Raw genomic sequence first — 19,711 nt, 5'->3', positions numbered from 1 at the left:
TTGAAGTAGTTAAATATAGTTAGGAAAAAGCTTATGCAAAAACTTGTAATCAACGGTGGAAAGAAATTATCGGGTGAAGTGACTATTGGTGGTGCTAAAAACAGCACCGTAGCGTTGATTCCTGCAGCCATTTTATCTGATACGCCTGTAGTATTAGATTCTGTTCCCCAAATTAGAGATGTAAAAAATTTACGTTCTATTTTGAAAGATATGAACGTTACTTCAGAAATGAATAATGATGTATTGCAAATTGATCCGACCAAAATCCAATTTGCCGAGTTACCTAGTGGTAAGGTAAGTAGTTTACGTGCTTCTTATTATTTCATGGGTGCCATGCTGGGTCGTTTTGGTAAGGCTGTCGTAGGTTTTCCTGGCGGTGATGATATTGGACCACGTCCTATTGACCAACATATCAAGGGATTTGAAGCATTAGGTGCACACGTTGAGAACAAACATGGGCAAATCATTATTACCACTCCTGAAGAAGGCCTCAAGGGAGCAAAAATCTTTTTAGATATGGTTTCTGTTGGTGCAACAATCAACGTTATCTTGGCAGCTGTTAAGGCTAAGGGGACAACTGTGATTGAAAATGCGGCTAAAGAACCAGAAATTATTGATTTAGCAACATTCTTAAACAACATGGGTGCGGTTATTCGTGGTGTTGGTACGGAAACGATTCGTATCGAAGGTGTTGATACGCTTCGTTCTAACAATGCACATACAATTATTCCTGACCGAATTGAAGCCGGAACTTATTTGAGTTTAGCTGCTGCTAACGGCGGAGATATTTTAGTTAAAAATATCATTAGTGAACATTTAGATGCCTTTTTAGCTAAATTAGATGAAATGGGCGTTAATTTGGAAGTTGGTGAAGATAGTATTTATGTTAAGCCATCTCCAGATTTGAAAGCCGTTAATATCAAGACAATGCCATATCCAGGTTTTGCGACTGACCTTCAACAACCGATCACGCCACTTTTGATGAAAGCGAGCGGTGAGGCAATGGTTATTGACACAATCTATCCCAAGCGTGTAAAACATATTTCACAATTGACGAAGATGGGTGCCGATATTACAAGTGAAAACGATTTGATTTTTGTCCATGGTGGTGCCAAATTGAAAGGTGCTAACGTGAGTGCTGATGAAATCAGAGCTGGTGCCTGTTTGATGATTGCCGGACTTTTGGCTGAAGGTCAAACAGTTATTGACCATGCTGAAAATATCTTGCGCGGTTACGATCAAGTTGTTTGGAAATTACATTGTTTAGGTGCAGATGTTAAATTGATTGGTGAAGACGATTTAATTGAGTCTTGACAGAAATGATTTAACCTGATAAATTTATTTATAGTTTAAAACCAGAGAGGAAGTGCGCCGTTGAGAAATTAAGTTCAAATTTTAAATTATACAAATATGTTAAATATTGTGTGTAGTTTGATTTGGCTTATTTTCCCAACAGTGCTTCCTTAAAATAATTAAGGACGCTGTTTAGCGTCCTTTTTTGTACGAAAATTTATAGTAGCTGAATCGATCTACACCTGAATGAGGGTGTTTTTAAATGGGAACAATACAAATAGAAAATGTAAGCTTCAAATATGATCAGATGGTGGATAACTTATTCGACTCTTTGAATTTGAAAATTGATGAGTCATGGAAGCTAGGTTTAATTGGTCGAAATGGCCGTGGCAAGACGACGTTACTTAAATTATTGCTGGGAAAACTAGATTACCAAGGTAAAGTTGTTTCTAATTTGAATTTTTATTATTATCCACAAACCGTTGTTGATAAAAATGTTCCAACTGTTGAAGTGGTGAAAAGTTTGGCACATTTAGAAGATTATGATCTTTGGAAGATTGAAATCGAACTGGATAAACTCCAAGTTGACTCCGAAGTTTTGCAACAAGAGTTTGCTACCTTGAGTCCAGGTGAACAAACAAAAGTCTTATTGGCAATCTTGTTTATTGATGAATCTGGTTTTCAATTGATTGATGAACCAACTAACCACTTGGATATTGAGGGACGTAAAATTGTTTCTGATTACTTGAAGAATAAGAAAGGTTTTATCGTCATTAGTCACGACAAGGCATTTTTGAATCCAGTGATTGACCATGTTATTTCAATTAATCGAACAGACGTTGATGTGTATAAGGGCAATTTTGATACATGGCAAGAAAATAAGGACCGCCAAGATCAATCAGAACTTAATCAAAAGGATCAGTTGAAAAAAGATATTCATCGCTTGCATGAAACAGCCGTGAAACGTGAGAACTGGTCTAATCAATCCGAGTCACAAAAAAATAAAAAGCATTACACTGAAAAAGTTAATTTGGACAAAGGTTTCTTAGGACACAAGTCAGCCAAAATGATGAAAAAAGCCAAGACAGCCACCAAGCGAGCCAATGAAGCAATTGATGAAAAACAAAGCTTGTTGAAAAATATTGAAATTGAAGAACCAATTACTTTGAATTACGAAGAAGTTAAACACCCAGACGTTCTGGTAACGGTGGATAACTTACAACTGCAACATGACGAAATCAAAACACCCTTGGTTGATTTCAAGGTGAAAAGAAATGCCGTCGTAGCAGTTCTAGGTCCAAATGGAATTGGTAAAACAACGATTTTTAAACAGATTCTGGGATTACCACAACCATTTACTCAAACAGGAGAGATTCATGTAGCCAATAATTTGAAAATTTCCTACTTACGTCAAGACAATGAGCTAGTTGGTAGTATTAAGGAATTAGCAATTGCCAAAAAGATAGAACCAGAAATGGTGTATTCAAATTTACGAAAGCTAGGATTTGAGCGTTATTTATTTGAACAACCAGTCGAGCAAATGAGCCAAGGCCAACGCCGCAAGGTTGCCTTAGCCATTAGTTTGTCGGAACCAGCTGATTTATATTTTTGGGATGAACCATTGAATTATCTTGATGTCATTACGCGACAACAAATTATCGATGCCATAAAAAAACAGCATCCAACAATGTTGTTGATTGACCATGACCAAGATTTGATAGAAGCAGTGGCAACTAAGAAAATTGAATTAGGGTAGGCCGCCTGCAGGAGCAAGAAAACTAAGGCTTTCCGTTTTTATTTTGAGCCAAAAATTGTCTTGTATTATAAGTACAAAGGCATCAATATTATCTTCACGGTGACCTAATTTCTTACTCCTTTCGGATAGTTTATTTTAAAAAATTTAATTATTATTTTATTTGTAGTTTAGAGATACGTTAGTTTCAGGTGGGGAGAGTTTTACCAGCAGTGAAGGTGCTGTAAGAGTAGTGAACTTCTACTCTTACAGCACGGACGTGTTTTAAAATTCGCGGTTTGGGCGAAGTTTAAAACCGAGCCTGGAGACCTTGGCTCCAGGCGGTCCCACAGCAGGCAAAAATCTCCCCGCCTGAAACGGCATTTTTATAATGGTGTTGAATAATTGCACAAGTCATGATAATATTAAACACTGTTAGTTAATATAATCTATATTTCCGTCAAGGATTTATGGCAAAGGAGCGACATAGAATGAAACAAGGAATTCATCCAGAGTACCGCCAAGTTGTATTTATGGATTCATCAACAGGTAAGAAGTTTTTAGCTGGTTCAACAATGAACTCACAAGAAACAACTGATTATGAAGGTACAGAATATCCATTGATTCGTGTTGAAATCTCATCAGATTCACATCCTTTCTACACTGGTAAGCAAAAGTTTGCTCAAGCAGATGGACGTATCGATCGTTTCAACAAGAAATATGGTTTGGCAAACAAATAAAAAAAGTCATCCGTTCGGATGGCTTATTTTTTTGCTTTCGTATGCTTTGGCTTCAGATGTGTAAAGACCCAAACAAAGTTGATCATAGCTAGAACACTAGTACTTAAGAAGACTGCGGAATAGCTAAGGATGCCTGAAATTGAGGAACCAAGTAGTGGCCCACAGACATTACCAACTGACTGGAAGGACTGGTTATAACCAAAGATTCGACCAGTATATTTGGGATCAGTATATTTGGCTAAAATGGTTTGTACTTGAGGTACCAAGCAAGCATCGGAGATTCCGACTAAGAATCGTAAGGCGGCTAATTGCCAAACATTAGTAACAAAGGCTTGGGGAATATAGACTAGGATGGCGAAAATTAAACCACCGACTAGGATTTTCCCAGTACCGATCTTGTCACCTAGAGCACCAAATCTTGGTGCGGCAATAATATTAGCAATACCTGGCATAGCTGCGACAATACCAGCAACTAAAGTAACTTGACTAGAATCGTGCATCAATTGTTTGACGTACAAACTAATAATCGGGTTAATCGAGTTGTTAGAAGTCTGGATAATCATCGTTGTGACAAACATGGCCAAAATCATATTAGGATTTTTCAACTTGTGGAAAATTTCTTTGGTTGATTCTTCCTGTCCTTTAGGGATAGGTTTGAAATCTTCCTTAATAAAAATCGTCACAAGAATAAAAGCTATAAATAGTAATGACCCAGTTATCATGAATGGAATTCGATAACCGAAGTATTGAGCGATAACACCACCGACCAGTGGTCCCAACAAGGTACCGGAAATTACACCGGTATTTAGGGTTCCTAACGCTTTTCCACTTTCAGATCTTGGAGCTGTGGATGCGATTAGGGTGTTAGAATTACTAACGAACCCAGAAAAGACACCTTGAAGGAGTCTTAAAACAACCAACTGCCAAGGAGCAGTGACAAAGGCTTGTAGGAAAATCACAATTGCCATACCTAAAGATGCTCGAATTAGCATCAACTTACGGCCTTTACGATCAGCTATCTTACCCCAAATTGGAGAGATGATAGCCATGACCAAGAAGGTCGATGAAAAGGCAATCCCGTTCCAAATGACGAGCTGACTTTTTGTGAAATTACCTAACTGGTTAATGTATAATGGCATAAAGGGTGTTATCATACTGAAGCCAATACCAGATACAAAAGTACTGAACCAGAGAACTATTAGATTTCTTTTCCAATAATTATTCGGCTCAGCAGTATCATCTGTATTAGATGTCATATACATCAAATCCTTTCTAAGTATCTTAGTATACTCTTTTTTTGTTTATATCTGACAAATTTAATTTTTTATAATTGAGGAAGTTTATTCATGAAAATGAAGTTAAGGGAAGTCTACTCTGCATTAAAAATTCAAAGCGACTCAATCGAGGACGTTGAAATAACTGGCGTTTGCTTCGATAGTCGTAAGGCCAAACAAGGCGATTTGTTCTTTCCATTACAAGGGGAACGTGATGGACATGAATTTATCGACAGCGCAATAGAAAATGGCGTGAGCGCGACAATTTGGCAAAGTGATCATGATATTCCTAATGACAAGATACCTTATGTTGTCGTTAAGAATGTTTCGAACGCTTTTGAAACATTAGCCAAGTATTATTTGAATAAAGTTAATCCCAAGGTTGTTGCCGTGACTGGTAGTAATGGAAAGACGACGACTAAAGATATGATTGCCAAGGTTTTGAGCACAAGTAACAATGTTGCTAAAACACCACAAAATTTCAATAACGAGATTGGTGTACCTTTTACAATTTTGAACATGCCAACTAACACCGAAGTATTAGTTGTGGAAATGGGCATGGATCGTCCTGGTCAAATTGATCATTTGAGTAGTATCGCTAATCCCGATATTTCAGTTATTACTATGATTGGTGAAGCACATATTGAGTTCTTTGGAACAAGAGATAAGATTGCTGATGCCAAAATGGAAATCACTGATCACTTGCATGAAGATGGTACTTTCATTTATAACGGGGACGAACCACTACTGTTGGAACGTGCTAAAAAGGTTAACCAAGATCAATTAACTTTTGGTAGTCACAATAGCAACAATTTATATGCAACTGAAATTGAAGCTAAGAAGACAACAACTAGTTTTACAACCAATCAATGGCCAGACGTTAAGTTTGAAATTCCAATGATGGGGGAGTATAACGTCAATAATGCCTTGGCAGCTTTATTAGTTGGTCAAGCGTCTCATATTAAACCACTTGCAATGCAACAAGCTTTGCGTGATTTGTTTGTGACTGAGAACAGAACTGAATGGCTTAAAGCCAAAAATGGTGCTGATATTTTGAGTGATGTGTATAACTCTAATCCCACAGCAGCGATTGAAGTTTTGCACAGTCTCAAAGATATCCACACGGATGGACGTAAAGTGATCGTCTTAGGCGACATGTTAGAACTTGGGGATGCTTCCAAGTCATTGCATGAATCTTTGGCAGACCATATTGCTCCAACAGACTTTGAAAAAGTTTATTTAGTTGGTCCAGATATGAAATATTTGCGTGCTAAATTAAGCGCTAAGTATGATGACACAAATTTGCTTTGGTATGGAAAAGATCAACTAACTGATTTAACCAAAGATTTAGAAAAAGAATTAAAACCAAATGACACCGTCTTGTTAAAAGCAAGTCATGGAATCCACTTAGAAAACGTTTTACATGAATTAATGTAGAAGTTGTCATTTGAGTTTGTGTATAAAACGTGGTAAAGTAGTCAAATTGTTATTTATCGTGTTTTAAAAAATGGAGGACATTTGTGAAATTTAAAGAATTAGATTTAGATCCCAGATTATTGAGTGCCGTAGACGAAGCCGGTTTTGAAGAAACTACACCTATTCAAGCTCAAACTATTCCACTAGTTATGAGTGGCGATGACGTCATCGGACAAGCTCAAACTGGTACAGGTAAGACGGCAGCCTTTGGCTTACCATTGCTAAATGCCGTTGATACTCAATCAAGTGATATTCAAGCATTGATTATCTCACCAACTAGAGAATTAGCTATCCAAACTCAAGAAGAGTTATATCGTTTAGGTAGTAAAAAGAAGGTTAAAGTTCAAAGTGTTTATGGTGGTTCTGACATTAGACGTCAAATCCGTGCTTTGAAGAGTCATCCTCAAATTATTGTCGGTACACCAGGTCGTATGCTTGACCATATCAACCGTCACACTTTGAAGTTGCACAACGTTAAGACCGTTGTTCTTGATGAAGCCGACGAAATGTTGGACATGGGATTCGTTGAAGATATTGAAAGTATCTTGTCAAACGTTCCTAACAAGCACCAAACATTGTTGTTCTCTGCAACAATGCCTAAGCCAATCATGAAGATTGCTGACAAGTTCATGACTGAACCAAAAGTTGTTAAGATTAAGTCAAAGGAATTGACTGCTGATAAGATCGAACAATATTTTGTTAAAGCCAAGGAATTTGAAAAATTTGATTTAATGACACGTATTTTCGATGTACAAGCTCCAGAGCTTGCTTTGATTTTCGGTCGTACAAAGCGCCGTGTTGATGAATTAACACGTGGTTTACAAGCTCGTGGTTACAATGCTGAAGGAATTCATGGTGACTTATCACAAGATAAGAGAACTAGCGTTTTACGTAAGTTCAAAGCCGGTAAGTTAGACTTCCTAGTTGCAACTGATGTTGCTGCTCGTGGTTTGGATATTTCTGGTGTATCACATGTTTATAACTACGATATTCCACAAGATCCAGATAGTTATGTTCACCGTATTGGCCGTACAGGTCGTGCCGGACACTCTGGTGTGTCAGTAACTTTCGTTACACCAAACGAAATGGGTTACTTACGTACTATTGAAAACCTAACTAAGAAACGTATGGAACCTTTGGCTCCACCAACTGATAAAGAAGTTCTTAAAGGTCAACTTGAAGCTGTTAAGCAAGATATCAAGGATACTTTGGAACATGACAAGCACTTGGATCGTTTCGATTCAGCCGTTCAAGAATTACTTTCAGAATACTCAGCTGAAGATATTGCCCGTATTTTCTTGAGTGAATCAATTAAGGATGCAGAATCAGTTCCTGTTAAGATTGCTCCTGAAAGACCACTTCCATCAAGAAAAGTTAGCCATAGCCGTTCAGGTCATGGTCGTCGTAGAAATGGTCGTGGTGGTGATCACCGTGGCGGTGGAAACAGACGTCGCAATGATCGTCGTGATGGTGGACGTAACCATGATGATAAAGGTGGCAAACGCCGCGAACATGACAACAGACGTAATGGTCGTAGCAAAAAGTCATTTAAGATCAGAACAAATCTTGAAAAATAATTATTAACAAAAAATGCTCAGTTATCGAGTATTAAAATAATGGCTCTAGTAATCCGATTTGGGTTACTGGGTCCATTTTTGTTTTAAGCGAAAAAATATGCTGCATATTTAAGGCGAAAGTTCTTTTTCAAGTTTTGTTATAGAATTGAAAATATAAAAGGTAGTTTTTTTGTTTATATTCAATTTCAAATAATATGGCACTTGTTTGTCGAATTAGATTAATTATATCGGATTAAAAATAACAAATATATTAGTCTCTGGGTGCAAGAAATGTTGGCTGCAGTGCAGGTGGTGTTGGCGCTTCAGCGCCTACACCACGGGACGAGTTTTGAAATTCGCGTTTTTTGCGAAGTTCAAAATCGAGACCTGAGACCTTGGCTCAGGTCGGTCCCCACAGCGTCAACATTTCTTGCAGCCAGAGACGGCAACTACCCCAACTTGAAAAAGTTGTGCATAATAACAGACTTTAAATTTGTTATATCGTAAGATAATTGCAGGGATGATTATAAGAATAGTTCACAGCAACTTGCAAAAATAAGTCAAAATGCTATTATTTAGGCTTAATATAACGGAGTTAACACGTATTTCTTTTTTAAAGAATAAAAGATATTTTAAAACTGACCATTAATTAATTCAGTTAGACAAATTTCTAGTCACTTGTGGATAAATTATTTAAATCAAAAGAAAGTTTTCCACAGCTGTTTGATTTAGAAAAATTGAGTATACTTTAGATAGTGAGTTTTAAAAAATTTATAAAAACGGAGAGTACATATGATCAAAGGATTAGGTATTGATATTGCAGAAACCGATCGTGTGCGTAAAATTTACGGTCGTCATCCAAGGTTTTTAGAAAAAATCTTGAATGCTGATGAAATTGAAGTTTTTAACTCTTTGAATACTGAAAAATCTAAAATTGCTTATTTAACAGCTAGATTTTCGGTCAAAGAGGCTTTCACGAAAGCTATGGGAACTGGCCTTAGAGGTATCGGTTTTCATGATTTGAGTGTATTAAACCATGAGTCAGGGCAGCCATATATTAAGACCGATATTTTTAAAGGCAATATTCACGTATCAATCTCAGATACAGATGAACTAGTAATAACAGAAGTTATTCTAGAGGAGGCATAGAAAGATGTTACCATCAATTCACCGTCCAGCTTATGTAGAAGTAGACTTAGGAAAGTTACATCATAATCTTCAAAATGAACTAGATGCCGTACCAGCTGGTACAAAGGTATTTGCAGTTGTAAAGGCTAATGCATATGGTCACGGATTAGTTCGTGTTGCGAAAGCCGAAATTGAATTTGGTGCCGCTGGTTTGTGTGTTGCAACATTAGATGAAGCATTAGAGGTTCGTAATAACGGCGTAGACGCTCCTATTTTAGTTTTAGGTATAGTTCCTGTCGAATACGCTAAAGTGGCCGCACGTGCCAATATTTCGCTAACTGTGGGCAGTTTAGACTGGCTGAAGATTGCTGTTCAACTAAGAACAACTAATTTGCGTGTTCATTTAGGTATCGACAGCGGAATGGGTCGAATTGGTTTCCAAGAAAAAGCTGATTTAATTGAAGCTTGCAACTTTTTGAATGAACATAAGGAAGCCTTTATTCCTGAAGGATTATTTACCCACTTTGCTACAGCCGATAACCCTGATGAAAAGTATTTTGAAAAACAGGTCAAACGTTTCAAAGAAATGACAAGTGATTTGCCAACTAAATTTACTTATGTTCATTGTGCAAATTCAGCAACAGCTCTTTGGCACCAAGACTTGGCGGTTAATATGGTCAGAGATGGGATTGCTTTGTACGGCTTGAATCCATCACAAACCGATATTACGAAATTGCCTTATGAATTAGAACCAGCTTTGAGCTTGTATTCAGAACTTGTTTTCGTGAAGAAAGTAAAGGCTGGAACAAGCATTGGTTATGGTGCTACATATACCAGTGATAAAGATGAGTGGATCGGAACAGTGCCAATTGGTTATGAAGATGGTTGGTTACGTCGGATGCAAGGTTCTGATGTCTTGATCAATGGACAACGTTGTCAAAATGTTGGTCGGATTTGCATGGATCAATTCATGGTGCGTTTGCCAGGAGAATTACCAGTGGGAACTAAAGTTACGATCCTTGGTAAAGATGGTGATGAAGAAATTACTGCCACGGATGCAGCTCAATATGCAGGAACAATTAATTATGAAATTCTTTGTTCATTGAGTGAACGTTTGCCACGAGTTTATAAAAATTAAGCAGGTTTTTGGGGGCGCCGCCTCCAGGAGCAAAAAAAAATTAGGTCGCTATGGGGACCGATTCGAGCCGTAAGGCGGTCTCGAATCTCGCTTTTGAACTTCGCAAAGTGCGCGAATTTCAAAAGTCGTCCCGTGGTGTAGGCGCTAAAGCGCCAACGCCACCGTCACTGTTGCCAATATTTCTCGCACCCAGAGACTAATACATTTATTATTTTTAATATGATGTAACTAACTAATTCGATAAAAAAACGCTATATTATTTGAAATTTAACGTAAGCAAAAGGCTAGATATTTTTCTGGATTTATACCAAGAAGAGATACCTAACCTTTTTTATTTTCTATTCTATAACCAAAATTGAGAAAGAACCCTAAAATGGTGAACTTTCTTTTTTTGCATCAGGCTTTTCTCAGGTTACTATAATTAAAAATTTGATAATAAATATGAAATATAAATAGTCGGAAGGGGAAGATAAAAAAAAACTCCTTACTAACCCGTAGCAGTCAGTAAGGAGTTTTTTGGTTTTGTTTAGAAACGGTTTTGTTTTAGAAATCATATGCTTATAGTTTTATTTTTAGAAACAAATTTAATGCAAATTACAAAGTGTTCTTATCGAGAATCTTACCAGACTTCAAATCATCAATTTCTGAAACGATGAAATTCTTCTTTTCCAAACGTTTGATAATTTCTTTCAAAGTTTCAATATCTGTACCTGAAGGCAATGTGAACAATGTTCGACGAACAACCTCATTTGATTTAGCATCCAAGGTCATGCAGGCAGCCACTGATACATATTTAGCAAAGATTTTTGACATCTTTTCAAGATCACCACGATCACCAGAAGAACTAACAGTTAGTACGTAGCTACTAATGTCCAAGTTCCATGAATCTGATAACATGCTCAAAAGTCTTGAGTGAGTCAAAATACCGTAGAAGAGATTTGATTCGTCAAGAACAGCGATGTATGGCAAATCCTTAATGTTAAAGAATACTTTGAAGAAAGGTGAGTCAACACTGATTGTCTTTGTAGCATTTTTCATCAAAGTTGTTACTGGTAAACTCATGTCGCCACCACGTGATTTGTGACGGTAGATGTGCATCTTATAGATGTTACCCCTAAATATTTGTCCGCTTTCGTCAAGAATTGGTACACAACGATAGCCGGAATCTTCAAGCACTTTTAATGCTTCTTCGAGCGTTACAGTTTCTTTAACTGTAGTAAGCTTGTCCTTTTTCAGTACAAGTGATTTAACTAACATATATATTCACATCCAATCAAGTATAATTGAATTAATAATACAGTAATTCTGAATAAAAAAAAGCTGAAACAAATTATTCATTTGCTTCGGCTTTTTTTAGCATGATATTTTGGATTATTGACGACCCTTGATACCTGTTGCTTCGAAACCATCTTTAAGAATTTTTTCAAGTTCTGCAGCTGATTTCTTCATTTGTGCTGATTCTTCATCGTTCAATGGAACTTCGATGATTTGTTTTAGACCTTTACGGTTGATAATAGCAGGTGAACCGATATAAATGTCTGAAACGCCATATTGACCAGTCATCATGTTTGATAATGGAAGAACAGTGTTTTCGTCGCTTAGCAAAGCCTTGCAGATTCTTGCAAGAGCAGTACCGATACCGTAGAATGTAGCACCCTTAGTATTGATAATGTCGTAAGCTGCGTTAACAACCTTCTTGTAGATAGCGTCAAGAGTATCTTTTGTAACTTCTGGATGTTGTTTCATCCATTCAGCCATTGTAACGCCACCGATTGACAAGTGTGACCATGCAGCGAATTCTGAATCACCGTGTTCACCCATGATGTAACCGTTAACTGAACGAGGGTCAAGATCTAATTCTTCACCAACGAATTTTTGTAATCTAGCTGAGTCAAGTGATGTACCTGAACCAATTACACGTTCCTTAGGGAAGCCTGAAAGTTTCCATGTAGCGTATGTCAAGATATCAACTGGGTTAGCAGCAACTAAGAAGATACCATTGAATCCTGATTCAACGATTGGGTCAACGATTGTCTTCAAGATGTTCAAGTTCTTGTTAACAAGGTCAAGTCTTGTTTCACCTGGTTTTTGTGGAGCACCAGCAGTGATAACAACGATGTCAGCATCCTTAGCATCTGAATATTCACCGGCGTGAATGTTCTTAGGGAATGAGAATGGAAGTGCATCAGCAAGGTCCATTGCGTCACCCTTAATCTTGTCTTTAGCGATATCACAGATAACTAGTTCTTGTGCAATACCTTGAAGTGTCATTGCGTAGGCAAAAGTTGAACCTACGGCACCGTCACCAACTAGAAGTACTTTTTGGTGGTTCTTTTCATTTGTTGGAGTTGTCATTATAAAATATCATCCCTTCGAAAATAATATGTTCCGTGGTTCATTATACAAATAATTAAGGGTAATTAACAAGTTGATTGTGAAAAAAGTGAAAAAATCGTGAAATCGTGTGATTTTTCAGGGGCCGCCTCCAGTCGCAAGAAAATTAGGTCGCTATGGGGACCGGTCTGAGCCAAGGTCTCAGACCTCGACTTTGAACCTCGCAAGGTACGCGAGTTTCAAAGCTCGTCCCGTGGTGTAGGTGCTAAAGCACCAACGCCACCTTCACAGCGACCTAATTTTCTTGCGACTTCCGGCTAGGTTATTGTTGTTTTCTTACAAGAAATATTTTGGAACCCTTAGTTTTTAGATTTTTCATATGCGGACAATGAGTGTAAATGTGCTTGTGATAAAACTATTTTTATCGGATGCGTACAATTTATATCGGTTTAAGTAAATGAAAAATAGTAAATCCTAAAGGTAGTAGTTTTCTAATCAACCTTTCCTGAAACTAACATGATATAATATAGGTTCGAAATGAGGTATTAAGATATGAAACTAATTGTTGGCTTAGGAAATCCTGGTAAAAAATATGATCGTACAAAGCATAATATGGGCTTTATGACCATCGATAAGTTGATGGACGAATACGGTCAAACACAAATGAAAAAAGATTTTGAAGCTGAATATTGTAAATTTAAAGTTGATGGCGAAACAGTGTTTTTAGTCAAGCCATTAACGTTTATGAATGAATCTGGTCGGGCAGTTAATTTTTTGATGGGATATTATCAAATTAAGCCTGAAGAGTTGATGGTGATTCAAGATGACTTGGATATGCCAATTGGTAAGGTAAGATTACGAACAAAGGGTTCTGCTGGAGGACATAATGGGATTAAGAGTATAATCTCAGCTGTGGGGACTAAAGATTTTAGTCGTATCAAAATTGGTATACAGCATCCTGCCAAGCAAACAGTTGTTAATTGGGTTTTGACGCCTTTTTCCAAGGATCAAGAGCCAGTAGCATTATCAGGTATCGACAAAGCAAGTGATATGGTCAAAGACTGGGTCAGTGGTTTGTCAGCCGATCAATTAATGAATAAGTATAATTAATACGTAAGGGGGCAAAAATTGAATTTAATAAATTTCATTACAAATAAGCTCAACCTTGGGGAATTTATTAATCAAGTTAAGCCAGATACTAAAAATTTATTAACTGGTTTAACGGGATCAACAATTTCCCTTTTTGCATTGGAAACTTTGAAACAAACAGGGAAAAAGCTCCTGATTGTCGAGAATACAAATTTTCATGCCAATAAAATATATGATGATCTCAACTTGTTAGATAGTGATTCAGTACATATCTTTCCAGTTGAAGAGTCGATTTCGACGGAACTAGCTACGAGTTCACCGGATGAGTTGAGTCAACGGCTTGATTCTTTGAGCTTTTTAGCAAGTGATCAGTCGGGAATCTTAGTAACCTCAATAGCTGGTATGGAATATGAACTGTCTGCTAAGGCATTATTTCAAGCAGCACAATTAGATATTAAAATAAATGAAGAGTATGACTTAGAAAATCTCAATCAAGAATTCGTGCAGATGGGATATGTTAAGGATAAATTAGTTGCTAAACCCGGGGATTTTGCGATCCGTGGGGATATTGTCGATATTTATCCACTTAATGTTGATAACCCTGTGCGAATTGATTTTTTTGGAAATCAAGTTGAAAAAATTAAGTTCTTTGATACTGAGACACAAAGAAGTATGGAAGAACTTGATGAAATTAATATTTTGCCAGCCAAGGACCGAATCGTCACTGACGAACAAGTAACAACCGGTCTAAAAAAACTTCAAAAGAGTTATCAAAGCCAATTTGATGCTACCGATGATAAAGATATCAAGGATAATTTAGAAGTAAACTTTGCTCAAACAATTGAAGAATTGTCTGAAGGTATGCGTCCAGAAAATATCGGTCGAATTGCAGACTATCTTTTGGAACAACCAAGTAGCTTGTTAGATTATTTGGCAGCTGACGATATTATTTTATTTGATGAGTATAACCGTTTAGTTGAGCAATCAAATGATAGTGCTGCAGAAAATCAGTCTTGGTTAGCTAGTCAATTAGAGTTTGGTAAGGCTTTGCCAGAACAAAAAATCCGTCAAAGTTTTATTGAGTTAGTTAAAGGGGATAAGCATCCTCAAATTTATATTTCAGCTTTTCAACAAGGAATGGGACACATTCGCTTAAATCAATTGCACAATGTCTCAGTTCGTTCAATGCAACAGTTTTTCAGCCAAATGCCTCTGTTGAAATCTGAAGTGGAGCGTTGGCAAAAACAGCGTTATACCGTTATTTTAGCGATTAGTAACGAAAAAAGAATCAATGCTATCAATGATACGTTGATTGATTTTGGTATCAAAGCAACGTTAACGACTGCTGATAAAGTAGTCGAAGGTCAGACACAGATTTTGAATGCTAGCTTGAGTTCTGGCTTTGAAATGCCAGATGAAAAAGTAGCCATTATTACTGAAAAGGAACTCTTCAATAAGCAACCTAAGAAACGTCGTCACGAAACTTTGGCCAATGCGGAACGTTTGAAGAGTTATAACGAATTAAAACCTGGCGATTACGTTGTTCACGTCAACCATGGTATCGGTAAATTTATCGGTATGCAGACGATGGAAGTTGATGGAAAACACCAAGATTACATTACGATCGAATATCGTGACGATGGTCGCCTATTTATTCCAGTAACTCAGTTGGACATGGTCCAAAAGTATGTTTCAGCTGAAGGCAAGTCGCCAAAGATTAATAAATTAGGTGGTAATGAGTGGCAAAAGACTAAGCGTAAAGTTCAGTCAAATATTGAAGATATTGCGGATGATTTGATTGACTTGTATGCCAAGCGTGAGGCTGAAAAAGGTTTTGCTTTTCCTAAAGATGACCAAATGCAAGATGATTTCGACAATGCCTTTCCTTATCCTGAAACTCCCGATCAGTTACGTTCAGTCAATGAAATTAAGCGTGATATGGAAAAACCCCATCCGATGGATCGATTACTGGTTGGGGATGTTGGCTTTGGTAAAACTGAAGTTGCTTTGAGAGCAGCTTTTAAAGCCGTTGAAGCAGGTAAACAAGTTATTTTCTTAGCACCAACGACGCTACTAGTACAACAACATTACGAGACAATGAAAGACCGTTTTGAAGGATTTCCTGTGAATATCGGTGTCTTGTCACGTTTCCAAACTAGGAAACAGAGTAAAGAAACGATTGAACAACTTGAAGACGGCTCACTTGATATCGTTGTTGGGACGCATCGTTTGTTATCAAAAGATGTTAAATTTCACGATATCGGTCTATTGATTATTGATGAAGAGCAACGGTTTGGCGTTAAGCACAAGGAAAAAATCAAGCAGTTGAAAGCCAACGTTGATGTTTTGACTTTGACAGCTACACCGATTCCAAGAACTTTGAATATGTCGATGTTGGGTGTCCGTGATTTGTCGTTGATCGAAACAGCTCCAAGCAATCGTTACCCAGTTCAAACATATGTTATGGAACAAAACTATGAAGTCATTGCTGGTGCAATCAAGCGGGAAATGGCTCGTGGAGGCCAAGTCTTTTATTTGCACAATCGGGTTGAAGATATGGATCAAGTGGCTGGTCAATTGCAGGCACTCGTTCCAGAAGCACGTATTGCTACGGCCCATGGTCGGATGAATGAAACACAAATGGAAGGTGTTATTGCCGATTATTTAGCTGGTGAATATGATGTTTTAGTAACCACAACCATTATTGAAACTGGTGTAGATATGCCTAATACCAATACTTTAATTGTTGAAAATGCCGACCGGTATGGACTTTCACAGTTGTACCAAATCAGAGGTCGTGTTGGTCGTTCAAATCGAGTTGCCTATGCTTATTTGATGTATAAGCCTAATAAGGTCTTAACTGAAGTTGGTGAACAACGTCTAGAAGCAATTAAAAACTTTACTGAATTGGGTTCTGGCTTCAAGATAGCAATGCGTGATTTGTCCATTCGCGGTGCCGGTAACTTGTTAGGTAAACAGCAACACGGTTTCATTGATTCGGTTGGATTTGATCTTTATACACAAATGTTGAATGATGCTGTGGCTAAGAAACGTGGTCACACTAAAGCTGAGAAGACTAATTCAGAAGTCAATTTAGCGTTGGAAGCTTATTTGCCAGCGGACTACATTACTGATCAACGTCAAAAGGTTGAAATGTACAAACGTATCCGCCAGATTGATTCTTTGGAAAATTATCAAGAAGTTAAGTCTGAATTGTTGGATCGTTTTGGTGACTATCCACAAGAAGTTGGAAATCTTTTGGATATCAGCTTATTGAAAGATTCATTTGACCAAGCATTAGTTAAACGTGTCGTGATGCGAGATGGCTTAATTGCAATTAAGTTCTCCAAAAAAGCGAGTGATTATTTAACTGGTGATTTAGTATTTAAATTTCTAGCAAATACTACGATGAAAGCCAAAGTTAATGATAAGAAGGGTGAATTTACGATCACTTTAGACTCTGGCAGCGTCAAAAAAGATGAATGGTTTGCGCAACTTCAAACGTTTGCTAAGAAGATGGCAGCAGGATTCGACAATTTAAAGAAAGAAAAAATTAAAAACTAATATGCAAAAAGAAGTGTCTAGGGCTATTAAGGGGACCTGGATTCTGACTATCGCCTCATTGTTCTCAGAATTATTGAGTGCTATTTATCGGATTCCATTACAAAATATTGTTGGGGATCGTGGTTATTTTATTTATCAACAAGTTTATCCAATCTACGGTATTTTCTCAGTTCTAGCTCTATCAGGCTTGCCAGTTGTGATATCGAAGACCTTCGCTCAACAGCAAACGATGGCGGCTAAGCATAATTTGTTGAAGAAGACATTCATTATTTTAATGGCCGGAGCTTTGGTTATTACAGGCTGGCTATGGTTTTCGGCTAAATATTTAGCCTATTTGATGGGTGATCCTAACTTGTATCCAGAAGTTCGCGTTGTGGCACTGACATTCTTATTAGTTCCCTTTGAAGCTAGTTTAAGAGGCTATTTTCAAAGTGATTTAGTGATGGAACCAAGTGCTATTTCGCAAGTTTCGGAACAATTTTTTCGAATTGTGATTATTATTGCTAGTGCCTTGATGTTTGGACATGGTATTTTAAATGTCTATCAAATGGGAACATTAGCCAATTCTGGAGCGTTCATTGGTGGATTATTAGCAGTTGGTATATTAATTTATACATTTTTGAAAAATAAACAAACTGATCCTGACCCGAAAAAAGCTGATAAAACAATTCGTTTGGAACACGGTTTAGCCTTAGAAATTGTTTTGATCGTCGTGTTTACAGGGATTACCATTTTTTATCAGTTCATCGATTCTTTCTCAACTGTACGGTTACTTTTGCACGCGGGAATGTCTTTGGGCCAAGCGGAAATTCAAAAGGGGATTTTGATCGTGGTCAACCGCTGTTACAGTTAGGAATTGTTATTTCCCTGTCGTTTGTTTCTACTATCATGCCGCAACTTAAAGAGACTAATCGTGTGTCACAAAATAAGACCATGATTCAAAAGATGGTTCGCGTTTGTTTGTGGCTATCAGTGGCTGAAACAGCCGGAATAATTGCCTTGATGCCCCAAATTAATACGATGCTGTTCAAAAATGACAGTGGTTCTAGAACTTTGAGTATTTATATGCTGTCGATTTTGATTGTGTCTTTTATTAATTTATTAATAGCAGTAACTAGTGGTGATGATGAAAAAAACATTCATAAATTAGTTTTGTTTGGGATGTCTCTGGTGGCAAAAGCAGCTTTAAACGTTATCTTAGTTCCAAGGTACGGCATTGCTGGCAGTGCTTTAGCGACAGTTTTAAGTGAGTGTGTCATCATGTTTGGAATTTTGACTATTTATAAGTTTGATCGAAAATTTTTAGCATTAGATAAGAAATTTACATCTAACTTAATTAAGTTAGGCCTGATTATGGCAGTTTTTGTTAGGGTAGTTGTGAGTTTTTTGAATAACTATTTAGCTATGACCAGAGCCAATAGCGTTTTAGTTAATATAATTGCTATCCCTTTGGGGGCGTTAGTGTATTTGAAGCTTTCCAAACGTTGGCATATGTTAACTAAAGCAGAGTGGGAAATTTTGCCCATGGGAAAATATATTACGAAGTTTATGAAAATAGAGGATTAATTATGAGATTAGATAAGTATTTGAAAGTAAGTCGCATTATCAAAAGAAGAACAGTAGCAAAAGAATTTGCCGACAACGGCCGTGCCTTGATCAATGATCGAGTAGCCAAATCGTCTAGTGAAGTTGGTGTAGGGGATGTATTAGAATTACACTTTGGAGAGAAAACGATGAAGATTCGCGTTCTTAACATCAAAGAGACTACTAAAAAAGACGAATCTGCGGATATGTACGAGGAAGTTTAGTTAAATATGCCGCCTCCAAAAGCAAGCAATTTAGGTCGCTATGGGGACCGACAAAAGCCAAGGTCTTTTGTCTCGCTTTTGAACCTCGCACAAATCGCGAGTTTCAAAAGTCGTCCCGTGCTGTAAGCACTAAAGTGCTAACGCCACCTGCACAGCGACCTAATTTCTTGCTCTTTCCGGCTAGTTCATTGTTTGTTTTTGAATCAATATTAAATAACTTTAAGTATTATTTTGCCGTCAATGACTGGAGTTGTAGGATATGGAATATATTCTGAATCTTTTGACTTTAAAAATTACTCGCAAATTACTTCAATTTCATAGTTAAAAATCGACTAGCACCACGAGTAGTTTAGTTATTTAAATAACCTAGTCGGAAGAGTTGAGAAAGATTAACAGGCAGTGAAAGTGGCGTTATGGCTTTAACCATTACACCATCGGGCGTATTTTGCGAGTCTCCAAACCGAGACTTGAGACTTTGGCTCAAGTCGGTCCGCACAGCCAGTTAATCTTTCTCCACTCTGGAGACGGCATCAAAAAAATTCTCAAATAAAAATTAGAAATAGATTAAAATAAGCAATT

Annotated in this window: 15 protein-coding genes; 12 read left to right on the top strand and 3 right to left on the bottom strand. The window is 37.3% G+C overall.

Annotated features, from left to right (window positions below):
* The first annotated feature begins 33 nt into the window (after positions 1–33).
* From D1B17_RS10400 to D1B17_RS10390, 3 genes are all read left to right on the top strand, one after another.
* The gene (locus D1B17_RS10400; protein ID WP_120141799.1) at positions 34–1,314 is read left to right on the top strand and encodes a UDP-N-acetylglucosamine 1-carboxyvinyltransferase; all 1,281 of its coding nucleotides are present in this window, start codon (positions 34–36) and stop codon (positions 1,312–1,314) included.
* A gap of 241 nt (positions 1,315–1,555) precedes the next feature.
* Positions 1,556–3,049, top strand: coding sequence for a ribosomal protection-like ABC-F family protein (gene abc-f, locus D1B17_RS10395; protein ID WP_120141800.1), 1,494 nt, complete (start codon positions 1,556–1,558; stop codon positions 3,047–3,049).
* 467 nt (positions 3,050–3,516) lie between these two features.
* Positions 3,517–3,765, top strand: a complete 249-nt coding sequence (locus tag D1B17_RS10390; protein WP_120141801.1) for a type B 50S ribosomal protein L31 — start codon at positions 3,517–3,519, stop codon at positions 3,763–3,765.
* Positions 3,766–3,788: 23 nt separating this feature from the next.
* Here the strand turns inward: D1B17_RS10390 and D1B17_RS10385 are convergent, their stop codons facing one another.
* The gene (locus D1B17_RS10385; RefSeq protein WP_120144177.1) at positions 3,789–5,021 is read right to left on the bottom strand and encodes a multidrug efflux MFS transporter; all 1,233 of its coding nucleotides are present in this window, start codon (positions 5,019–5,021) and stop codon (positions 3,789–3,791) included.
* Positions 5,022–5,111: 90 nt separating this feature from the next.
* On the opposite strand from D1B17_RS10385, the gene D1B17_RS10380 reads away from it, so the two are divergent.
* From D1B17_RS10380 to alr, 4 genes are all read left to right on the top strand, one after another.
* Positions 5,112–6,476 (top strand): UDP-N-acetylmuramoyl-tripeptide--D-alanyl-D-alanine ligase, encoded by a 1,365-nt coding sequence (locus D1B17_RS10380; protein ID WP_120141802.1) that lies wholly within the window; start codon positions 5,112–5,114, stop codon positions 6,474–6,476.
* Between the two features lie 83 nt (positions 6,477–6,559).
* Positions 6,560–8,092 (top strand): degradosome RNA helicase CshA, encoded by a 1,533-nt coding sequence (cshA, locus tag D1B17_RS10375; protein WP_120141803.1) that lies wholly within the window; start codon positions 6,560–6,562, stop codon positions 8,090–8,092.
* Between the two features lie 771 nt (positions 8,093–8,863).
* Entirely contained in the window at positions 8,864–9,220 is a 357-nt protein-coding gene (gene acpS, locus D1B17_RS10370) for a holo-ACP synthase (RefSeq protein ID WP_120141804.1), read from the top strand.
* A 4-nt stretch (positions 9,221–9,224) separates the two neighbouring features.
* Positions 9,225–10,337 (top strand): alanine racemase, encoded by a 1,113-nt coding sequence (gene alr / locus D1B17_RS10365; protein ID WP_120141805.1) that lies wholly within the window; start codon positions 9,225–9,227, stop codon positions 10,335–10,337.
* Positions 10,338–10,931: 594 nt separating this feature from the next.
* Here the strand turns inward: alr and cbpA are convergent.
* Positions 10,932–11,594 carry a cyclic di-AMP binding protein CbpA gene (cbpA, locus tag D1B17_RS10360; RefSeq protein ID WP_120141806.1) on the bottom strand — a complete coding sequence of 221 codons (663 nt, stop codon included), beginning with the start codon at positions 11,592–11,594 and terminating at the stop codon, positions 10,932–10,934.
* Between the two features lie 114 nt (positions 11,595–11,708).
* A complete protein-coding gene (locus D1B17_RS10355; RefSeq protein WP_120141807.1) occupies positions 11,709–12,692 on the bottom strand; it encodes an L-lactate dehydrogenase in 984 nt (327 codons plus the stop codon).
* A 531-nt stretch (positions 12,693–13,223) separates the two neighbouring features.
* On the opposite strand from D1B17_RS10355, the gene pth reads away from it, so the two are divergent.
* The 5 genes from pth to D1B17_RS10330 are packed head-to-tail and all read left to right on the top strand — an operon-like array spanning position 13,224 to position 19,132.
* A complete protein-coding gene (gene pth, locus D1B17_RS10350) occupies positions 13,224–13,781 on the top strand; it encodes an aminoacyl-tRNA hydrolase (RefSeq protein WP_120141808.1) in 558 nt (185 codons plus the stop codon).
* 18 nt (positions 13,782–13,799) lie between these two features.
* Entirely contained in the window at positions 13,800–17,324 is a 3,525-nt protein-coding gene (gene mfd / locus D1B17_RS10345) for a transcription-repair coupling factor (protein WP_120141809.1), read from the top strand.
* A 1-nt stretch (position 17,325) separates the two neighbouring features.
* Positions 17,326–18,177, top strand: coding sequence for an oligosaccharide flippase family protein (locus D1B17_RS10340; protein ID WP_120141810.1), 852 nt, complete (start codon positions 17,326–17,328; stop codon positions 18,175–18,177).
* A gap of 35 nt (positions 18,178–18,212) precedes the next feature.
* A complete protein-coding gene (locus D1B17_RS10335) occupies positions 18,213–18,890 on the top strand; it encodes an MATE family efflux transporter (protein ID WP_120141811.1) in 678 nt (225 codons plus the stop codon).
* A 2-nt stretch (positions 18,891–18,892) separates the two neighbouring features.
* Positions 18,893–19,132, top strand: coding sequence for an RNA-binding S4 domain-containing protein (locus D1B17_RS10330; protein ID WP_120141812.1), 240 nt, complete (start codon positions 18,893–18,895; stop codon positions 19,130–19,132).
* Positions 19,133–19,711 lie beyond the last annotated feature (579 nt).

The organism is Companilactobacillus zhachilii, assembly GCF_003606365.2.
Classification (GTDB): Bacteria; Bacillota; Bacilli; order Lactobacillales; family Lactobacillaceae; genus Companilactobacillus; species Companilactobacillus zhachilii.
The sequence above is the reverse complement of the archived record's forward strand: the minus strand, read 5'-3'. Positions and strand labels throughout refer to the sequence as shown.